This is a genomic window from Herpetosiphon geysericola, from assembly GCF_001306135.1.
Classification (GTDB): domain Bacteria; phylum Chloroflexota; class Chloroflexia; order Chloroflexales; family Herpetosiphonaceae; genus Herpetosiphon; species Herpetosiphon geysericola.
Genome location: NZ_LGKP01000018.1, coordinates 25230 through 41039, shown reverse-complemented (window position 1 = coordinate 41039; position 15810 = coordinate 25230). Strand labels below are relative to the sequence as shown.

The following is a 15810-nucleotide window of genomic DNA, read 5'->3' as shown; positions in this document are numbered from 1 at the left end:
CATTCTGCTATGCTCGGAGTAAGTCGCCATCCGTTCTCATAACTGCTTCCAGCTGTATCAATGCTACTGCCAATTCGCGCTCGGCCACTGCACGCTGTGTAGCATCCAAGGCTTCTTCTTCCCCAAGACCGCGCATCTGTCTCCCAACGAAATCATTTGATACGGTTGCGCCAACCGATCGCAGCTGCGCGCGTTGGGCTGCATTTAATCGACCTTGGCCCTGCATCTGGCTGCACAGATCAGTAACCTCACGCTGCCATTGAACATCCTTGCGCAGCGGATCAGGTGTGAGCGCCACCGCCAGCCGCGCCGTCAAGGCTTCCGGTTCACGCCGAACACAGTCCAGGACCAACCAACGCACCGTCACGGCCCACAGCTCGATGAGCAGTGCGTCGAGGATCGCCAGAATTTGCCGCCCATCTGCCTTGGTTTTCAGTGTCCCCAACAAACCTGTTCCAAATGGCCCCATCAATGACCGATCCAGCGTCCGGTCAACCTGCGATGGCCAGAGCACGAAGCGTGTAGGTAACTCTATTGGCGCAACCACAGCAGCAGCACGCGGCGCTGGCTGACCCGCCTTTTTGGCAGCCTTGCGCCGTCGGTCGTGATCTTTGCGAGCCTCGATTGCACATTCCGCGCTACACAGGGTTGGTTTCCGACCGGGATAGGTTTCGACCGTTGCCGTCTGCCCACACCAGCGACAGACGATAGCAAAGGTTTTGAGCGGCATGACCCGCGTATGGCTGTTGACGGTCACACGGCGATGCGACATGGGCTGCTCCTTCGTTATGCGGCGCGGAGCAGGTCAATGCCCACCATCCGTTCAATCGTCGCCCCAACATCGTCGAGTGTTGCAAGCACGGCGGTCAGCGGAAGCAACCCCGCCGCCGCATCGTGATTGGCCACCATCAGGCTGTATTCCTCACCCCTTGGATTGGCTCCAACGACGATGAATCCAACGGTAATGTCATTGCCATCGGTATCCTGGGAAACCTGATGATTGGCCTCGAGATCGGCGTAGCGGGCAAGGTTCCAGCGGCAATGAGAAAAGCGATCACGAAGATGGCTTTCCCATTCAGTCGCGCAGGCATCATAGGTTTCGGCGGTAATTCGTCGCATCATAGGCTCCTATTCCAGAATCATTCAAGATAGTGGAATTGTAGATGATTGTGCGTGAATGTCAATGATTTGTTGGGAGTTTTGGAGGATTTTTGATAGAGCAATGCACGGATTAATCGGGTTATTCCAATATCGTGCAAGATAGTGGAATCGAAGATAAAAAAGACCTGATTTTGATGGAGGGCGTTATGCATTTTAGCCCAAATTGTCACAGTTTGAGGTTGTTTAGAGTTTCAATCCCTTCGCAAGGATTATGGCTTGTTGAACCCGAGACGGCGAATTCACCGGCGGCAATGGCACAAAGTTTCAATCCCTTCGCAAGGATTATGGCTTGTTGAACGAACACCAACACCACCGCCAGCCGCCAGACACTTGATGTTTCAATCCCTTCGCAAGGATTATGGCTTGTTGAACAAGGCAACTGCGATGATCCCCAGCACGGGGTTGATCGAGTTTCAATCCCTTCGCAAGGATTATGGCTTGTTGAACGCTGAAGGATTCAGAAATTAATCAATGCGTGGCAATGACGTTTCAATCCCTTCGCAAGGATTATGGCTTGTTGAACTAATAAATCGAGTGGCCGTGATTTAGTTGTTACAGAGTTTCAATCCCTTCGCAAGGATTATGGCTTGTTGAACTCCGCTGTGTCCACTTTTTGGATGGGAGCCGCTCGCTGTGTGCGCTGCACCACCGCTTGCTGACCAGACCCATCCATCGCGCGAACATCCTTCTCTATTATGTCAATTCAATACGAGATTGTTTGGTTTCTTGTGTCCAGTATACCAGTACCGTCAAGATCCTTGCTCGTTGCGCTCAATCCCTTCAGCAATCAAGCGGGCCAGCGGATGATCGGGTGCAAGGGCAATCGTTTGTGCGCGCTGCTGCGCTTCTGCGTACCACGTCGCAGCCGTCGGATAATCCAAGGCGAATTCAGCCACCAAGGCGCGATGATAGGCCGTCGCCATCCACAACCGTGGCCCATCTGGCTGCTTAAACAGGCCATCCTTGTGTGTGTCCACGAGCTGCACGAGGGTTGTTACCGCCTCGGTTGCCTGCGGGAAATCTTCCTGATGTAAAAGCGCCTGAATCAGCAAATCCCACGTTTGGATGTGTTTCACCCGATCAGCATCCTCTGGCAGCATCGCCCATAGCGCGAGCGCCGCCCGATAATCCCGCACGGCTTCCCCGAACTCGCCGTAATCTACCCATGCTAAGCCGCGTAAGCCCAACAACTCGGCCCGCTGCCGCGCCGTCCACCCTACCGTTTCTAGCGCCTCATCCGCCCACGCCATAGCCTCGACGACCCGCCCATCGGCTAACGCCATGGCAATCTCGCCAACCGCCGTGTACCAGTCTTCATCCTGCGGACTCGTTGGCTGGGCTTGCAGCTGCGCCAATACCGCCAGCAATTCGGCATTGACCGTGGTCGCTTTGGCGGTCGTGGCCAACAGGGTTTCAAGCTGGCGGAGTGTGGCTCCGGTGGGATTGAGCTGCTGCCAGCGCCGACCTTGCTCCGCGTAGATCGTCAAAAAGTGGCGTTGCTCCTCGTAGATCTGGACGGCGCGGGCAATGGTGGCCGCATCGAGCAGGCCCGGTCGTTGCACCGCGACCTGCATATTCTCCAGCTGCTCCTCAGCCTCGGCCAAGGCTTCATCGGCCATCATCACCAGTGTGGGCAGCATCGTGATCGGTTGCCAGTGAATCGGTTCGCGTTCCATGCGTTATCCTTCCGTTCAACACTGGTTCTATCCTAGCCCATGCGTCAAGATCGAGTTGACAAGCCCATGCCCGCTTGCTATACTCATCCCTATGTGATGCCGACAACGGCCTCGCTGATTTTCAATCGAAGGATCGCGCCGCTGCGCCATGGTCGCCGCCCGCCGTTGGGATGTCGTTCTGACATTCAATCCCAACCGCCAGCCGCCACCACCGCCCAGTCGCCCGAAGCGACGATTGACCAATCAGCCGATTCCAATTCAGCATTGCACGCACCTTCAGAACGGATAGCAAACCGAACACCACGCCGAGAGGCTTCTGCAACTGCGTGGTGGGGGACATCGCCGTATCCTCTCTCACGGCGCTTCACTGGACATTCCGTCCATTTTCTCCGTCACCTGTGACGTTTTTACCCACTGGCCATGCGCCATTCCATGCGTGTTTGACACGGATGGCTGTTTTTGCATGCCCGTTTTGGTTTGCCCGCTGCTGTGTCTCCCTTCAGGGGGACGGTCTTTCGATCTTTCGATTGCCGTCTCTCGCTGGCGGCATCTGTTATCTCTTAGGAGTGTCTGATGTACGCTTTAGCCCTGATTGGCCGTCACGGTCGCGAACGTGTCTCATCGTTTACCTCATCTTCCGTTGAAGCCTTAACTGCCCACGCAACTGCAATCCAACTCGGCAACTGCTTCCGCTTTGAAATTCGCTGCGCCCACACGGGTGCGGTCGTCAAAGCCTTGTAGGAATGAGGTACCACCCGATGATTTTCTGTGAAACGCCCTCACTCACCCTGCTCGCCGGACTTCCGGGGAGTGGCAAGAGTACCCTCACCCGCCGCCTTAAAGCCCTTGGCGCAATCATTGTTTCCCTTGACGCAATCCGCGCCGAACTCGGCGATGTCAACGACCAGTCCCGTAACACGGATGTCTTGGCCATTGCCCAGATGCGCGTGGAAGCTGCCTTGCTCAGCGGTCAGTGGGTTGTACTCGATGCAACCAACCTCCGCCGTGCCTGGCGACAGCGCTGGGAACGCCTTGCTGCTGAGTTGCAGGTTCCAATCCGCATCCACTGGGTGCGCACGCCGTTGCTGGTCTGCCTCTGGCGGAATTGGCGACGCGAACGGCGCGTTCCGGTGCGGGTTATCCTGCGTATGTGGCGGGAAACTGAGTATTAAGTCATTCCACCAGCACGGTGGCCGTTGTTTCTGCATCGGCCATCCCATGGGCGATGCTGTTTTGTTAAAGGAGCATCCCCATGACCAATCAAGAAACCCACACCCCTGACTACGATATTTGGACCATGGTGACCAAAAGCCGCTATTGTTATGTCATCTCGGCCTTGCTGATTGGCAAGATCAAGATTGCCATCGGTGGTTACGGCCAGAAGGTCATCCCCATGCTCAGCGCCTATATCCCCGTGCCAAAAGCACGCCTGCTCATCCACCGCATCCTTGATCCGGTCTTACCGCCAAGCGACGGCTTCTGTTTTGAAGTCATCGGCGGCAGCAGCCGCGACGGGGTGGTGGAGTCTCGCATTCTGAAGTTCGTCTTCGACGCGGGACAAAACGGCCAGTTTGCCACCATGCCATGGCGCATCGTCATTGGGATTGGACCAGGCAGACTGCTGGACACGGGCGGCATTAGCCCGATTGGAAAACCAACGAGCGTTGCCGATATTCGCCTGAGCATCGATGACATGACCATGCTGGCCTTGGAACTTCAGGCCCATTTAGCCCACCGTCAGGGAACCTATGAATACCACCGCATTCGGGAGCAGCGCGAGCGCCATGCGCAACGAGCTGCCGACACGGATGCCGCCTAATCGTTGTTGTATGTCAAATCCCCGTTGGGAACGCCACTGGCGACCCAACGCGGGTGGCCATGGAGTTTCCACCGCTCATACGGAGGACATCATCATGGCCGCGACCAAACAACGCACCAAAAAAACCACGCGCAAACCCGTTGTCCCATTCATGCCCGTGATCAATCCGGTGGGGAAAACCATCAATTATGATCGCACAACGGGCGATTTCAGCTTGTACCTGGACGGCGCATACGTCGGCTCCAGCCCAAGCTATTTCGACGGCGAAACGCGCTTAAACCAGCTGGTCTATGATCGACTCACGAAAGGCGTTATGCCCCAAGAAGCCGACGAGCCAGCCACCAACACCAGCAGCGACGCTGACGAAGCACCCGCTGCCTAAATCTGTTCTGTTGCCCCCTGCGGGCGTATCATCACGATGCGCCCGCTCCTCGTGGGGACGGCCTCGTGATCCGAAAGGATGTCACCATGTCGTCCCTGTTTGCCCTCCTGCCCGAAGCCGCCCGCTTCTGGCACGCCTTCACCCGCCTGCGTCGATTCCCCCTGCTTTCTGAGGAGGAATGGGATGATCCATTCATCACCGCCGTCGCAGCTGCCACATCTACGCATAGCCCGCATCACCTGATGAGTCAAGCAGTGTTTGTGGGCATGCTTCCGGTGGTCGAGGCCATGCAGGCCGCGATCACCAGCCACCGCAATGAAGACAATTCCATCACCCAAACGCTCAGCGCCGATGCGATGAAGCAGGCCCTGATCACCATGCACCAACGATCACGGTCGGGCCTGTTCAGCACGGAACCAACCGCGCATGACCAGATCCTGACCGCGATCATGCTCCACGGCCTCGCGTGTCCCGATGCCCCATGGGTTGTTGCTGACGACCATGTGACGAGGACACTCGCCGCCACCAATCCGTTTCGGGGTCGCCCGCACACCCTCCACCACCGCATGCTCGATCTTCCCTCCAAGGAAACCGTGCCCGTGGTTGCGTGGTGTGTTCTTCCCCCGAATCTCTTGCCAACGGGCAGCGACATCCCCACCATTGGGGCGTTGACCGTTGTTGGCAGTAGCGCCAAATGTGCTGCCGCGTGGGCCTCGATCCTTGATGGGTCGCGCCACGCCATCACCCTCCCGCAGCAGCCGCTCGTCCCCACCATGGCCCTCGGCGAACCCATGCCCTACTACCAAGTCGGGAAACAACTCGCCCAGAAAGCCAGTGGGACGCAACAGTACCGCACGCTGCGCAATGAAATGCCGTTGCCGTCCTCGCGACTGGCCACCACCACCATCCTCCACCGTTCGGTCTTAACCCCGCACGCGGGCGAGGATTGTCTGCACCTCACGGGCATGGACGGGATTCCCAATCATGCGATTCTGTGGGCGCAACTTGAACGGGCCTGCCCGCTGCCACTCCAGTCGCATTGGCTGGATGATCTCTGGCAGTTGGGGCTGACCCACGGCCTGATTGTTCCGCTCCCTTCATGGGGCTGTCGGAGCTATTGGCTCAAAACATCGGCGATTGAGCGCTGGGCACGGATCATCCGCGCCATTGTCACGAAATCGCCTGTCTCGACCGCTGGCGTGGCCATCACGACCATCGGCAAAAAGAGTGCTGCCCCAGAAAAGGCCGCTCATTAATTCTTCATCCCTCTGGGGCATGCATCTGCGGCCCCACGGGTCGTCGGGTCATGCCTTCTATCCAAGGAGTTGTTATGGCCCGTCTTGCCAATACCGCCAATCATGGCTTTCAAGCGCTCGATCCCGCTGCCGTTGCCCTGCTCGCCACCTATGTTACCGCTGCCAACCCTGCCGCCTGTCGGATCGCTGATCCGTGTGCGGGCGAAGGCGCAGCTGCGTGGCAGTTGGCCCGTGCATGGGGCATTCCAGCGGATCAGCTCTATCTCAACGAACTCCATACGGAGCGGGCTGCGGCCTGCCGAGGGATGACGTCAAACACCACCAGTTGTGACACCGTGCGCTGGCTGCGCGCCAACCACCATGGCTTGCAACTGGTCTATCTCAATCCCCCCTTCGGCACCCAAGCCGCTGGCGACGAACGGAGTGAACTCCAGTTCTTTCGCCGCGTGATTGAAGAAGGCAATTGGCTTCAGCCAGGTGGGATCGCGATCCTCGTGACTCCCCAAGATGTGTTTGCCAAGCCTGCGGTCACCCAGCATCTCGCTCGCCATTATGACAACCTCACCATCATGGCCCTGCCTGCCGCCCTGCGGCGCTGGCGGGAAGCCATCGTGATCGGCGTTCGGCGCGCCCGTGCCCGCAGTGGCCAAGCCCTGAGCGACCTGATCACCACTCTCACCACCCAGCTCGCGCAGCCCTTGCCGGAATTAACCATGCAAGCCGCGCCACGCTACACCATTCCCGTGGCCACTAACTCCACCATCGTGTGGGAGGATGCCACGATTGGCACACCCGACCAAGCCACCACCGATGTGGTGGTAACCGGTGGAGCCACCAATACCCGCGCCTATCGGAGTGCGATTGATGCCCTGCGCATCGCCCATCTGCGCCCCCTCGGCCCGCTGTCCGCCACCGCTGCGGCGGCACGGATTGCGACCGGGGAAATTAACGGCGCGACCATCATCATTAACGGTCGGCCCCAGATCATCAAAGGCTCGACCAGCGAAGACCAAACGGTCTGGGTCGAAACCAAGGAAGAAGGCGATACGACCACCCTGATTACCCACCATGTCACGCGACAGGTGCCAGTGGTCATGACGGTCGATGTGGCCGATGGCAGTGTGTGCCGCTATGAAGGCGATGCCGGATTACAGAAGCTTCTTGCTGATCCGGCCACCGCTGAGGCATTGCTCGCCGCCATCACCGCCGTCGCCCCACCCATCTATGCCTATGATATGGATGATCAGACCGCCGCGACGCTGGCCATGCTCAAACGCAAGGATGGCCGCACGTTGCCGGGCTACGAGAATGGCCTGCTGCCGATGCAAAAGCATGTCGTAGCCGGAATTACCCGCTACTTGACCACTCCCGACCCGCGCACGCGCACGCTTCCGAAAGGCACGCTGCTCAATGCCGAAATGGGAAGTGGCAAGTCCACCATGGGCATTGCGATTGCCCACTGGTTTCACCAACAATCCTTAACCAAATAAATTGATGATTCTGCCACGGGAACCGCACGCATGCGGCCATCCCGTGGGGGATGGTCTGCGCAGGGCGTTCTCGCTAGTTCAGGAGTCCCTGCGATGACCACATCAACCACCAAACCCGCTTTTACCACCATCGTTGCTGGCCCGATTCACCTCGTCGGCACGTCCGACCAAGTCGCGGCCTATTACACCCATGGCACCGGCGAATTGCCACCATGGTGGGCGGAATGGGATCAACTCTTAGGCGACAGCTGGGCGATGGACATTCTGGAATCCCCCAGTGATGTCAGTCGCTTTATGCGCGCAGCCGAAATCCATCCCGACCTGCCGCGCGTCGGCTTTATCTCGAACTCCAAACTCAAATTGGAGTCGGGCTATGTGCTTGGCGCGGAGGATCGCGACTACGACCACACGGCCCAGCGCCTGCACCACTACTGGCAGTCCCTGCCGGAAGCCATGCAACAGCGCTATGCCCGTTTTGGCTCGGTGGCCACGATTGAAGGCATGCTCATGCGCCGCGATGATTGGGTCGATGCCCGGTGGGGCAGTGCCACCCATGAATCCGATACCCGCATCGCACTGGCCAAAAAAGCCAAAACCAGCACCGAAGGCAGCATTGCCGCCGATGCAACCACGACGGATCGCCCCATTCGGCGCGCGATCCCGCTACTGCGTATGGGTGGCCTTGCCTGCCCCCGCTGTGGCTGGCTGCAACGCAAAGCTGATGGGGCCGTGCTCGATGCCAAACAGCTCAAGCAACGCGGCCTCGCCACCGTGACCTGTCCCCATTGTCACGAGCACCTCGGCCAACAGTGCCGGGAGCGTGACAATGTCCAGGATCGCAGCCTGCCGATCTTTCAGTCCGATGACTGGCAAACCTACGCCGTCGATGCCAACGGTCGCCGCGCTATTCCGTGGGGCCAGCGTCCGCGCTCGAATCCTCGGATGGCCTTAGCCTCCTTCATCCAGCGCCGCTATCCCCAACGCGTCGATCTCTACGTCCATGACGAAGTGCATGAATGCAAAGGGGCACGCACCGCGCTCGGCCAAGCCTTTGGCGCGATGGTCGCCGCCAGCCGCACGACGGTTGGCATGACCGGAACTGCCTATGGCGGCATGGCCTCGACGCTCTACGACCTCTTGCTCCGCCTTGGCAATACCGTGATTCGGGATCGCTGGGGCTGGAACAATCGCAGCGCCTTTGTGCGCGATGTCGGAGTCGTCGATGTCATGACCAAGGAAATTACGCGCGCGGCAACCGCTGGCCATTACGATGGCCAAACCCGCACCAGCACCGAGGTACAAGAACGGGCAGGCATTACCGCCGACCTGATCACCATCGTCCAAAACTGCACCTATACGGTGCTCTTGAAGGATATGGGCTTTCAGTTGCCCGACTACCGTGAGGATGTCGTGCTGCTCGATCTGCCCACCGACATGCAGCCGCAGTATCGGCGCATCGAGGACGACGGCAAAGCCATCATTGGCAACGGCGGCTACGATGCCCTGTCCACCTACCTCCAAGCCACCTTGTCATGGCCCTATCAGCCATGGCGACGCAAAACCATCAGCTCACAGCTAGTGAATGAGAAGGTGACCACGCCCGAACTGCCTGCCGAACGCATTTTGCCCCACCATACGTGGTTGGCCCAGTATTGCGCTGCGCAGATCCAGCAAGGCCGACGCGTGTTGCTGTTTGCCGAGCATACAGGCAACGATGACATTGCCGTCGATCTGGCGGAAAAAGTCACTGCCCTTGCCCACGAGCAGCACCAAACCACGCTCAAGATTGCGATCCTCCGTGCCACGACCGTGGCTCCGGGCGAACGCAACGCGTGGTTTACCGAACAGGTGGCGCAGGGAACGAATGTCGTCATTTGTAATCCACGCCTAGTCAAAACCGGACTCAATCTGATCGCATGGCCCAGCATTGTGGTCGTCGAGCCGCTCTACAGCCTCTACGATCTCTTTCAGGCCAAGCGTCGTGCCTTTCGACCCACCCAAACCCAGGGCTGCGAGGTGACCTTTCTTGGGTACACCAAGACCATGAGTCAGCGCGCCTTAGGGATTGTGGGCCGCAAAGCCGCTGCCGCAACCATGTTAAGTGGTGACGACAGCGAGGGCGGCTTGCTGGAATTTGATCCGGGCATGAGTCTCCTCCAAGAGTTGGCCAAGCAATTACGCTCTGCTAACCCCATGGACGATGCGAATGCCCTCCGTGATCAATTCCGCAACGTCGGACAGGCCATCAAGGCGGAGGCCGAGCGCCCCAGTCTGGTGTTTCCTGCGACCGCAACCCCGTCAACCATCGACGAGCCTGCCGAGCAGCCCATCCGTTGGGCCGACTTGTTCACGGTCGTCGATGTCCCGACCCGCAAAGCAACGCAGGTTGCCCACCAGTTCGCCATGGTGCTGTAAGCATCCGTTAGTCCTGCCCCCACGACGATTCGGGACACCACCCTGTGTGCTGTTCCGCGTCGTGGCGGAATGGCACGGGAGCCGTCACCATGACGAACCACCCTACCCTACGGGCAGGTGACCGATGAAGCACCATACCCGCCACCGTCGCCGCAGCCGTAGCCAGCACTGGCCCAACCGCCGAAGCGATCGCGCGCGACGACGGCAAAACCAGCAGCGCATCCAGACCCTGCGCATGATCACCAGCCTCGTCGCCGTCAAGATCCTTGTGGCCCCGATCATCTCCGATGTGATTGGCAACTATGTCTATGACGGTCTTGGCATGATCATGCGCTGGTTACAGCGCTAACCAATCCTGATTCTTCTTCCCCGTTTGGGGAGTAGCGCACCGCTGCTCCCCAGCGGTGAAGGAGTCTACCCATGGCGATTGATGCCATTCCTACCTTGATTGACCTGTTCAATCCGACCCGCCCAACCGCCCGCGATCAGATGTGTGCTGCCGACCTCTGGCAGGCCGCCGACCAGTCGTGGAATACCCTCTATCGGATGACCGAGGAGGAGTTGATCCCACTCGTTGGCCGTGCTCATGCCATCCGACTCCGCACCGCCTTCGCGATCAGCCACGCCAAACTCGCGGAAGCCGTCATGGGCGAGCCGATCACCAGTCCGATGGATGTGGTGGCCTTGCTCCAAGCCGAGATGAGTCACTTACCGCAGGAAGAACTGCGGGTGATCAGCCTTTCAACGCGAGCGCACGTCATCAGCATGCATACCGTTGTGGTCGGAACCCTCAATACCGCCCATTGCCGCATCGCCGACCTGTTTCGCGAACCGCTGCGCCGCAATGCCGCCTCGATCATCCTCGCGCACAACCACCCTTCGGGGATGGTGTGGGCTTCGCCAGAGGACATCCTGCTCACCAAGCAGGTCATTCAGGCAGGCCAGCTCTTGGAGATCGATGTACTTGACCATCTCATCATCGGCAAAGGCAGCTATACCAGCATGCGCGAGCGACGACTTGCGTGGTAATGAATCAGAAAGGAATCGACCCATGCAGACCGTCATCCAAACCGCCATGCGCACCCACTTCGGCCAACTCGCTGCGGCGATCACCATGGCCGCACCCATTCCAGCGCTGCATACCTCGGCAGCACTGCTCCTTGCCCGCTGTGACGAGATTGTGCCCAGTTCCTGCGCACCCACCTCGATCACGGCCACGGCCCTCAAACCGATTCCGCCGAGCAGCCCCTTGGCCACGTTGCTCCAGAGCAAAACCACGGCGGATGACCGCTGGTGTTTTCGGGTGCAGCAAGCCCTGTTAATTGCCGGGGATTGTTCGCGCCGCCAACTCTATGATGCGGTCGTGCTCGTCCTTAGCCAGCAAGTGACCCGTAGCGATGCGACCACGTTCACGGTGCAGGGGTCAAAAGCCTACACCGTGACACTGGCCAATGGCATTGATCATATCGAGGGCTTTACCTGCCAATGCAAAGGCTTTTGGAGCCATGGAGGCGGGCAACTCTGCAAGCATGTCTTGGCTGCCGCGCTGATTGCGCTTGATTCAGAGGAGGCACTCGCATGCTGACCTTCGACGAGCGTGTCCGACGACGGGTCAAGCGCAAAAACAATCGCCTGCGCAAGCGCTACCCACTCTTTGCCGCCGAATTACAACCGGGCGGCGCACTCGCGGATTGGCTGGTAACGGAGCAGCAAGCAGCCACGGATCTTGCAGCAATCATCGCGTCGAAGGACGCAATGCTGGCGCGCGTAGCCGCCCATGATGCCCGCTGCGAAGCACGTGGATTAATCCTCCGCAGTCTCACAGCAGCGGTGGTCGATGCGGTCACGATCGGAACCCTTGATACCCGACGAGCAAAAATACCGATCGCAGGGGTCTATACGCACTCGTTCTGGTTTGCTCGACTTCGTGAGCATTGTCTCCATGCGGCACAGGCTCGCTGTGAGCACCGCAAAAACCATGGCGAGTTTGCCGAATGGCACGACCGCTGTCCGCGTTGCCATCTGCCCCTCACCAAACCGCCGACGGTTACCATACCGCAGGCGGAACAAACCATGCTGCCGTTCTAAACACCAAGCGGCCCGTGATCGAGATTGATCACGGGCCGCTTGGCGTTGTTTTTGATATACCGTATCCAGTGTGAGTACTTTAGTTTCCTAGCCCAAACTGTGTAGCAAATACCGAAAGCTCGGGATCTTGCACTAGCCACTGGTACAATTGACGATCAGCCGTATCATGCTGAAACATCGGCAAGTTTCGTTGAAAAGCCGTTATCCGATTTTCTCCTCCATCAGCCTGTACCCGAATAACTCCTGCCTCGCGCGGCAGTTGATAGGTTCTGCCATCAACACTGAGTATACCAGTTTTGCCATCAGTGGTCTGAACAGACCATGTGGTAATCGTTCCATTGTGAAATGGAATCCTACATCCATAGACGGTCGATGACACGGTATCAACCGATCCAATCGTACAAGCATTGGTTGTATAGGCTCCATCATACAGCACCACAAGTTGAAGTCCTGCTTCCCAGCGATAGAGACTATAGCCAGCACCTTCAACGATAGTTGATTGGGCTACAACGGGTAACGGTATCGGTTGTTTTGCTTGATTGCGTTGCCATACCAAAAAAAGCATAACTCCAGAGCAAGCAAACAGGAGCACCCCAATGATTATTTTCCAATGATTCCGCATCATAAACTCCATTATGGTTCGTCTTATCTTTATTAATCGCTTTTTCGTGGACGAAATATCACGTTGAGCGTGGTTGGTCGTAATGCCAATGCAGGAAACGGTGTGCAATCACTCGTTGGCAAGACCTCAATATGATAGCGTGATACCACTAATGCTATCGTTAACAGCATTTCTAAGCGTGCCAAATCTTCACCAATACAGACACGCGGGCCAGCTCCAAAGGGAATAAATGCATAGCGCGGGCTTGACCGTGCATCATCTCCAAGCCAGCGTTGCGGATTAAACACGGTGGGTTCAACAAAAAAACGTTCATCACGTTGGGTTACCCATGGGCTGATCGTAAATGATGTTTGCTCTTTAAAGGAATAATCTCCAAACTGACATGGAACTAACGCGCGACGACTGGTAATCCATGCAGGCGGATATAACCGCAGGGCTTCATTGACCACAGCCGTGGTATATTTCAATTCCCCAAACTGGTCAAGCTGCAAACATCCATGATGGGTTATTAACGCAACGTCATCAACAATGCGTTGCTCCACTTCAGGATGGTTGGCAATCAAGACGCAGGCCCAAGCAATTGCATTCGCCATCGTTTCATGGCCCGATAACAAGAGGGTCGCTAATTCATCACGAATAAAGGTTTCCCCCCATTCATCATGAAGCGCAGTCGATGGTTGATTTTGCAACAGGGTGAGGATTGATTCGACGGAAGCATCATCAGAAGGAGTGGCAATGATCTCATAAATTAATTGATCAAGCTGTCGCATGGACTTTCGTAACCGTCGATTGGCAGGGGTTGGAATAAAGCTAGGAATCCGAATCGGACTACGGGTAATCTGCATAATCGCATCAACGGCGGTATGGATTCGTTGCGCTGCCTCTGGCACCGTTCGATGAAACAAAAAGCGACAAATCAGGGTTAAGGAAAGCTCCATTAAGCAATGCTGCAAATTCGTTGGCTGATTGGTTGACCATGTGTCCAGCATCATAAGAATATCGTTATGCATCGTGTGGAGCATGCGAAACACATGCTGACGCTGAAAAAAAGGCTGGATATGGCGACGTTTTTGGAGCCAAACAGGCCCCTCGGTATTCATGGTTGCCCAAGGAAAGGCAGATTGTTCGAGCCGTCCCTTGGAATCAAGCGCTAGTTTGGCAAAGCGTGTATTGGTCTGGACGAAAACAGTTTCAATATCACGTGGATGAACAAGCAAATATTGATTTGGTCCAATCTGGACAATATCGCCATAGGTTTGAGCGGCTGTCGTTAAAAACGACAGCGGATCATGGCTAAAGCGCATGAGAATGTCAGCATAGTCACCCGTCAAGCCAGGCGGTTGATTAGTCGTCAGGATAGAAAAAGGCATAGCACACACATTTTCAACAAGGCTGCTGGGCTATAAGCATAGCCCAGCAACGGCATCATCGGTTTAGTAGTAGCGATACACTGGACCAGGGCCAACACGGTTAACCCAGCCTAAGCGAATTGCCACTTTGTGCAGTACCTTCTTCATAACGACATTCCTCCTAATAAAAGTGTTCCATGCGGTTGTTATCAACCACATACGTACTTTAATGGGGGGTGCATAAAGCGTGCGCACGCACGATCGACGCACATAAAGCCGGTGCATGCACCTATTAATCCATCAGGAGTATGCTCGGTGAATATGCTCAACTCAGAGGATTCATTCGATGCGAATACTGTTTACCACCCATCCCGTGATTGGTCATTTTCATCCGCTCGTACCACTAGCCCAAGCATGTGTGGATGCAGGCCATCAGGTTGCATTCGCAACAGGGGGCGATCTGCAACAAGCCGTTGAACATGCGGGTTTTCAATGGTTCCAGGCAGGCTATCCGAGCTTACATGCTGTTCCACCCGTAAATCCCCCAGTTCATGAGGTAGATCAACGAGCATGGATCTTGGCGAATATGTATGCAGGCCAACTTGCAAGCGCAATGTTGCCCGATCTATTAGCGATTGGGTATCAATGGCAGCCTGATTTAATTGTGCGCAATTCTTTTGAGTATAGTGGATGTATCGCCGCCGAGGCATGCACTATTCCCCATGTTTCATTTGAAGTAAGTTTTTTCGCTAATGCCAATCGTGATCCATCGTTATTAGGCTTGGCAGTTCAAAAATTATGTCAACAATTTAATCTTGAATGTGCTGAAGGGTATGCACTGCTCTATCGTTATGCCCATCTTTCCTGTTTTGCAGAACCCTATCAATTGCCCCATGTGGCCTTACCACCCACAACATTGCGATTTCGCCCAACGCTCTACCGCGAAACACGCTCCACCTCCGAACGAATTATCCTTCCATCCGATCGACCCACTATCTATGTCACACTTGGCACCATTTATGGCTATAACCTCCATATTTTTGAAACGATTCTTCACGCCTTTCAAACTGAACCCTATCACCTTGTTATGAGCATTGGTCAACAACACGATCCAATGGTTTTCGGGGTGCAACCAGCACATATCACGATTGTTCGCTATCTTCCCCAATGGCAGATCTTACCGCACTGTGATGCAGTGATCTGTCATGGAGGGTTTAGTAGTCTTGTCGGGGCACTGAGCCATGGACTTCCCGTAATCATTATTCCACTTGGGGCAGATCAGCCTGACCATGCCCAACGGTGTGCTGAGTTAGGGGTTGGGATTGCCCTTGATAGCCAGCAGTTAACTCCTTTGGTGATCCAGCAAACCCTCAGGGAGTTAATCCAGAATCCATGCTATCGGGCAAAGGCTCAAGCCTTGCAAGCGACAATGGAAGCGTATCCCCCTATCAGCACTGCTGTTCCTTTCCTTGAACAGCTTGTTGCGAGCAATCTAGGCGATTAAGTACATCAAGGCTGCGCCAGAATCCTTGGCGCAGCCTTGATCGTGGGT

The 15810-nt window shown here is 56.4% G+C and carries 18 protein-coding genes and 1 CRISPR repeat array; of the genes, 12 read left to right on the top strand and 6 right to left on the bottom strand.

Annotated elements, in window-relative coordinates:
- Positions 1-7: 7 nt before the first annotated feature.
- The 4 genes from SE18_RS10830 to SE18_RS27475 all read right to left on the bottom strand — a co-directional run bounded on the left by SE18_RS10830 (position 8) and on the right by SE18_RS27475 (position 3102).
- Positions 8-772 (bottom strand): hypothetical protein, encoded by a 765-nt coding sequence (locus tag SE18_RS10830; protein WP_054534476.1) that lies wholly within the window; start codon positions 770-772, stop codon positions 8-10.
- Between the two features lie 14 nt (positions 773-786).
- Positions 787-1119: a hypothetical protein gene (locus tag SE18_RS10825; RefSeq protein WP_054534475.1), complete on the bottom strand. Its 333-nt coding sequence runs from the start codon at positions 1117-1119 to the stop codon at positions 787-789.
- Positions 1120-1349: 230 nt separating this feature from the next.
- Positions 1350-1757: a CRISPR direct-repeat array (repeat unit 37 nt; unit sequence GTTTCAATCCCTTCGCAAGGATTATGGCTTGTTGAAC).
- A 153-nt stretch (positions 1758-1910) separates the two neighbouring features.
- The gene (locus tag SE18_RS10820) at positions 1911-2837 is read right to left on the bottom strand and encodes a tetratricopeptide repeat protein (protein ID WP_054534474.1); all 927 of its coding nucleotides are present in this window, start codon (positions 2835-2837) and stop codon (positions 1911-1913) included.
- Between the two features lie 121 nt (positions 2838-2958).
- Positions 2959-3102, bottom strand: a complete 144-nt coding sequence (locus SE18_RS27475) for a hypothetical protein (protein WP_160319498.1) — start codon at positions 3100-3102, stop codon at positions 2959-2961.
- Positions 3103-3410: 308 nt separating this feature from the next.
- On the opposite strand from SE18_RS27475, the gene SE18_RS27470 reads away from it, so the two are divergent.
- The 11 genes from SE18_RS27470 (at position 3411) to SE18_RS10765 (ending at position 12287) form a co-directional block, all read left to right on the top strand.
- Complete coding sequence (locus SE18_RS27470) at positions 3411-3578, top strand: hypothetical protein (RefSeq protein ID WP_160319497.1); 168 nt, start codon at positions 3411-3413, stop codon at positions 3576-3578.
- Between the two features lie 2 nt (positions 3579-3580).
- Positions 3581-4009 carry an ATP-binding protein gene (locus SE18_RS10810; RefSeq protein ID WP_330218465.1) on the top strand — a complete coding sequence of 143 codons (429 nt, stop codon included), beginning with the start codon at positions 3581-3583 and terminating at the stop codon, positions 4007-4009.
- 80 nt (positions 4010-4089) lie between these two features.
- Entirely contained in the window at positions 4090-4656 is a 567-nt protein-coding gene (locus SE18_RS10805) for a hypothetical protein (protein ID WP_054534471.1), read from the top strand.
- Between the two features lie 94 nt (positions 4657-4750).
- On the top strand, positions 4751-5038 hold the full coding sequence (locus SE18_RS10800) for a hypothetical protein (protein ID WP_054534470.1): 288 nt from the start codon (positions 4751-4753) through the stop codon (positions 5036-5038).
- Positions 5039-5124: 86 nt separating this feature from the next.
- Complete coding sequence (locus SE18_RS10795) at positions 5125-6294, top strand: hypothetical protein (protein WP_054534469.1); 1170 nt, start codon at positions 5125-5127, stop codon at positions 6292-6294.
- A gap of 74 nt (positions 6295-6368) precedes the next feature.
- Positions 6369-7784, top strand: a complete 1416-nt coding sequence (locus SE18_RS10790) for a DUF6094 domain-containing protein (RefSeq protein WP_054534468.1) — start codon at positions 6369-6371, stop codon at positions 7782-7784.
- Between the two features lie 93 nt (positions 7785-7877).
- Entirely contained in the window at positions 7878-10199 is a 2322-nt protein-coding gene (locus SE18_RS10785; protein WP_054534467.1) for a hypothetical protein, read from the top strand.
- 124 nt (positions 10200-10323) lie between these two features.
- Positions 10324-10548, top strand: coding sequence for a hypothetical protein (locus SE18_RS10780; RefSeq protein ID WP_054534466.1), 225 nt, complete (start codon positions 10324-10326; stop codon positions 10546-10548).
- Positions 10549-10619: 71 nt separating this feature from the next.
- Positions 10620-11228 carry a JAB domain-containing protein gene (locus SE18_RS10775; RefSeq protein WP_054534465.1) on the top strand — a complete coding sequence of 203 codons (609 nt, stop codon included), beginning with the start codon at positions 10620-10622 and terminating at the stop codon, positions 11226-11228.
- A 22-nt stretch (positions 11229-11250) separates the two neighbouring features.
- Positions 11251-11784 (top strand): SWIM zinc finger family protein, encoded by a 534-nt coding sequence (locus SE18_RS10770; RefSeq protein WP_054534464.1) that lies wholly within the window; start codon positions 11251-11253, stop codon positions 11782-11784.
- On the top strand, positions 11778-12287 hold the full coding sequence (locus SE18_RS10765) for a hypothetical protein (RefSeq protein ID WP_054534463.1): 510 nt from the start codon (positions 11778-11780) through the stop codon (positions 12285-12287). The genes SE18_RS10770 and SE18_RS10765 overlap by 7 nt, the downstream gene beginning before the upstream one ends.
- A 79-nt stretch (positions 12288-12366) precedes the next feature.
- Here the strand turns inward: SE18_RS10765 and SE18_RS10760 are convergent, their stop codons facing one another.
- Positions 12367-12852 (bottom strand): hypothetical protein, encoded by a 486-nt coding sequence (locus tag SE18_RS10760; RefSeq protein WP_152976611.1) that lies wholly within the window; start codon positions 12850-12852, stop codon positions 12367-12369.
- An 89-nt stretch (positions 12853-12941) separates the two neighbouring features.
- Positions 12942-14279: a cytochrome P450 gene (locus SE18_RS10755; RefSeq protein ID WP_054534461.1), complete on the bottom strand. Its 1338-nt coding sequence runs from the start codon at positions 14277-14279 to the stop codon at positions 12942-12944.
- A 325-nt stretch (positions 14280-14604) separates the two neighbouring features.
- Here SE18_RS10755 and SE18_RS10750 point away from each other — a divergent pair, with 325 nt between their 5' ends.
- Positions 14605-15762 (top strand): glycosyltransferase, encoded by a 1158-nt coding sequence (locus SE18_RS10750; RefSeq protein ID WP_054534460.1) that lies wholly within the window; start codon positions 14605-14607, stop codon positions 15760-15762.
- The last annotated feature ends 48 nt before the right edge of the window (positions 15763-15810 follow it).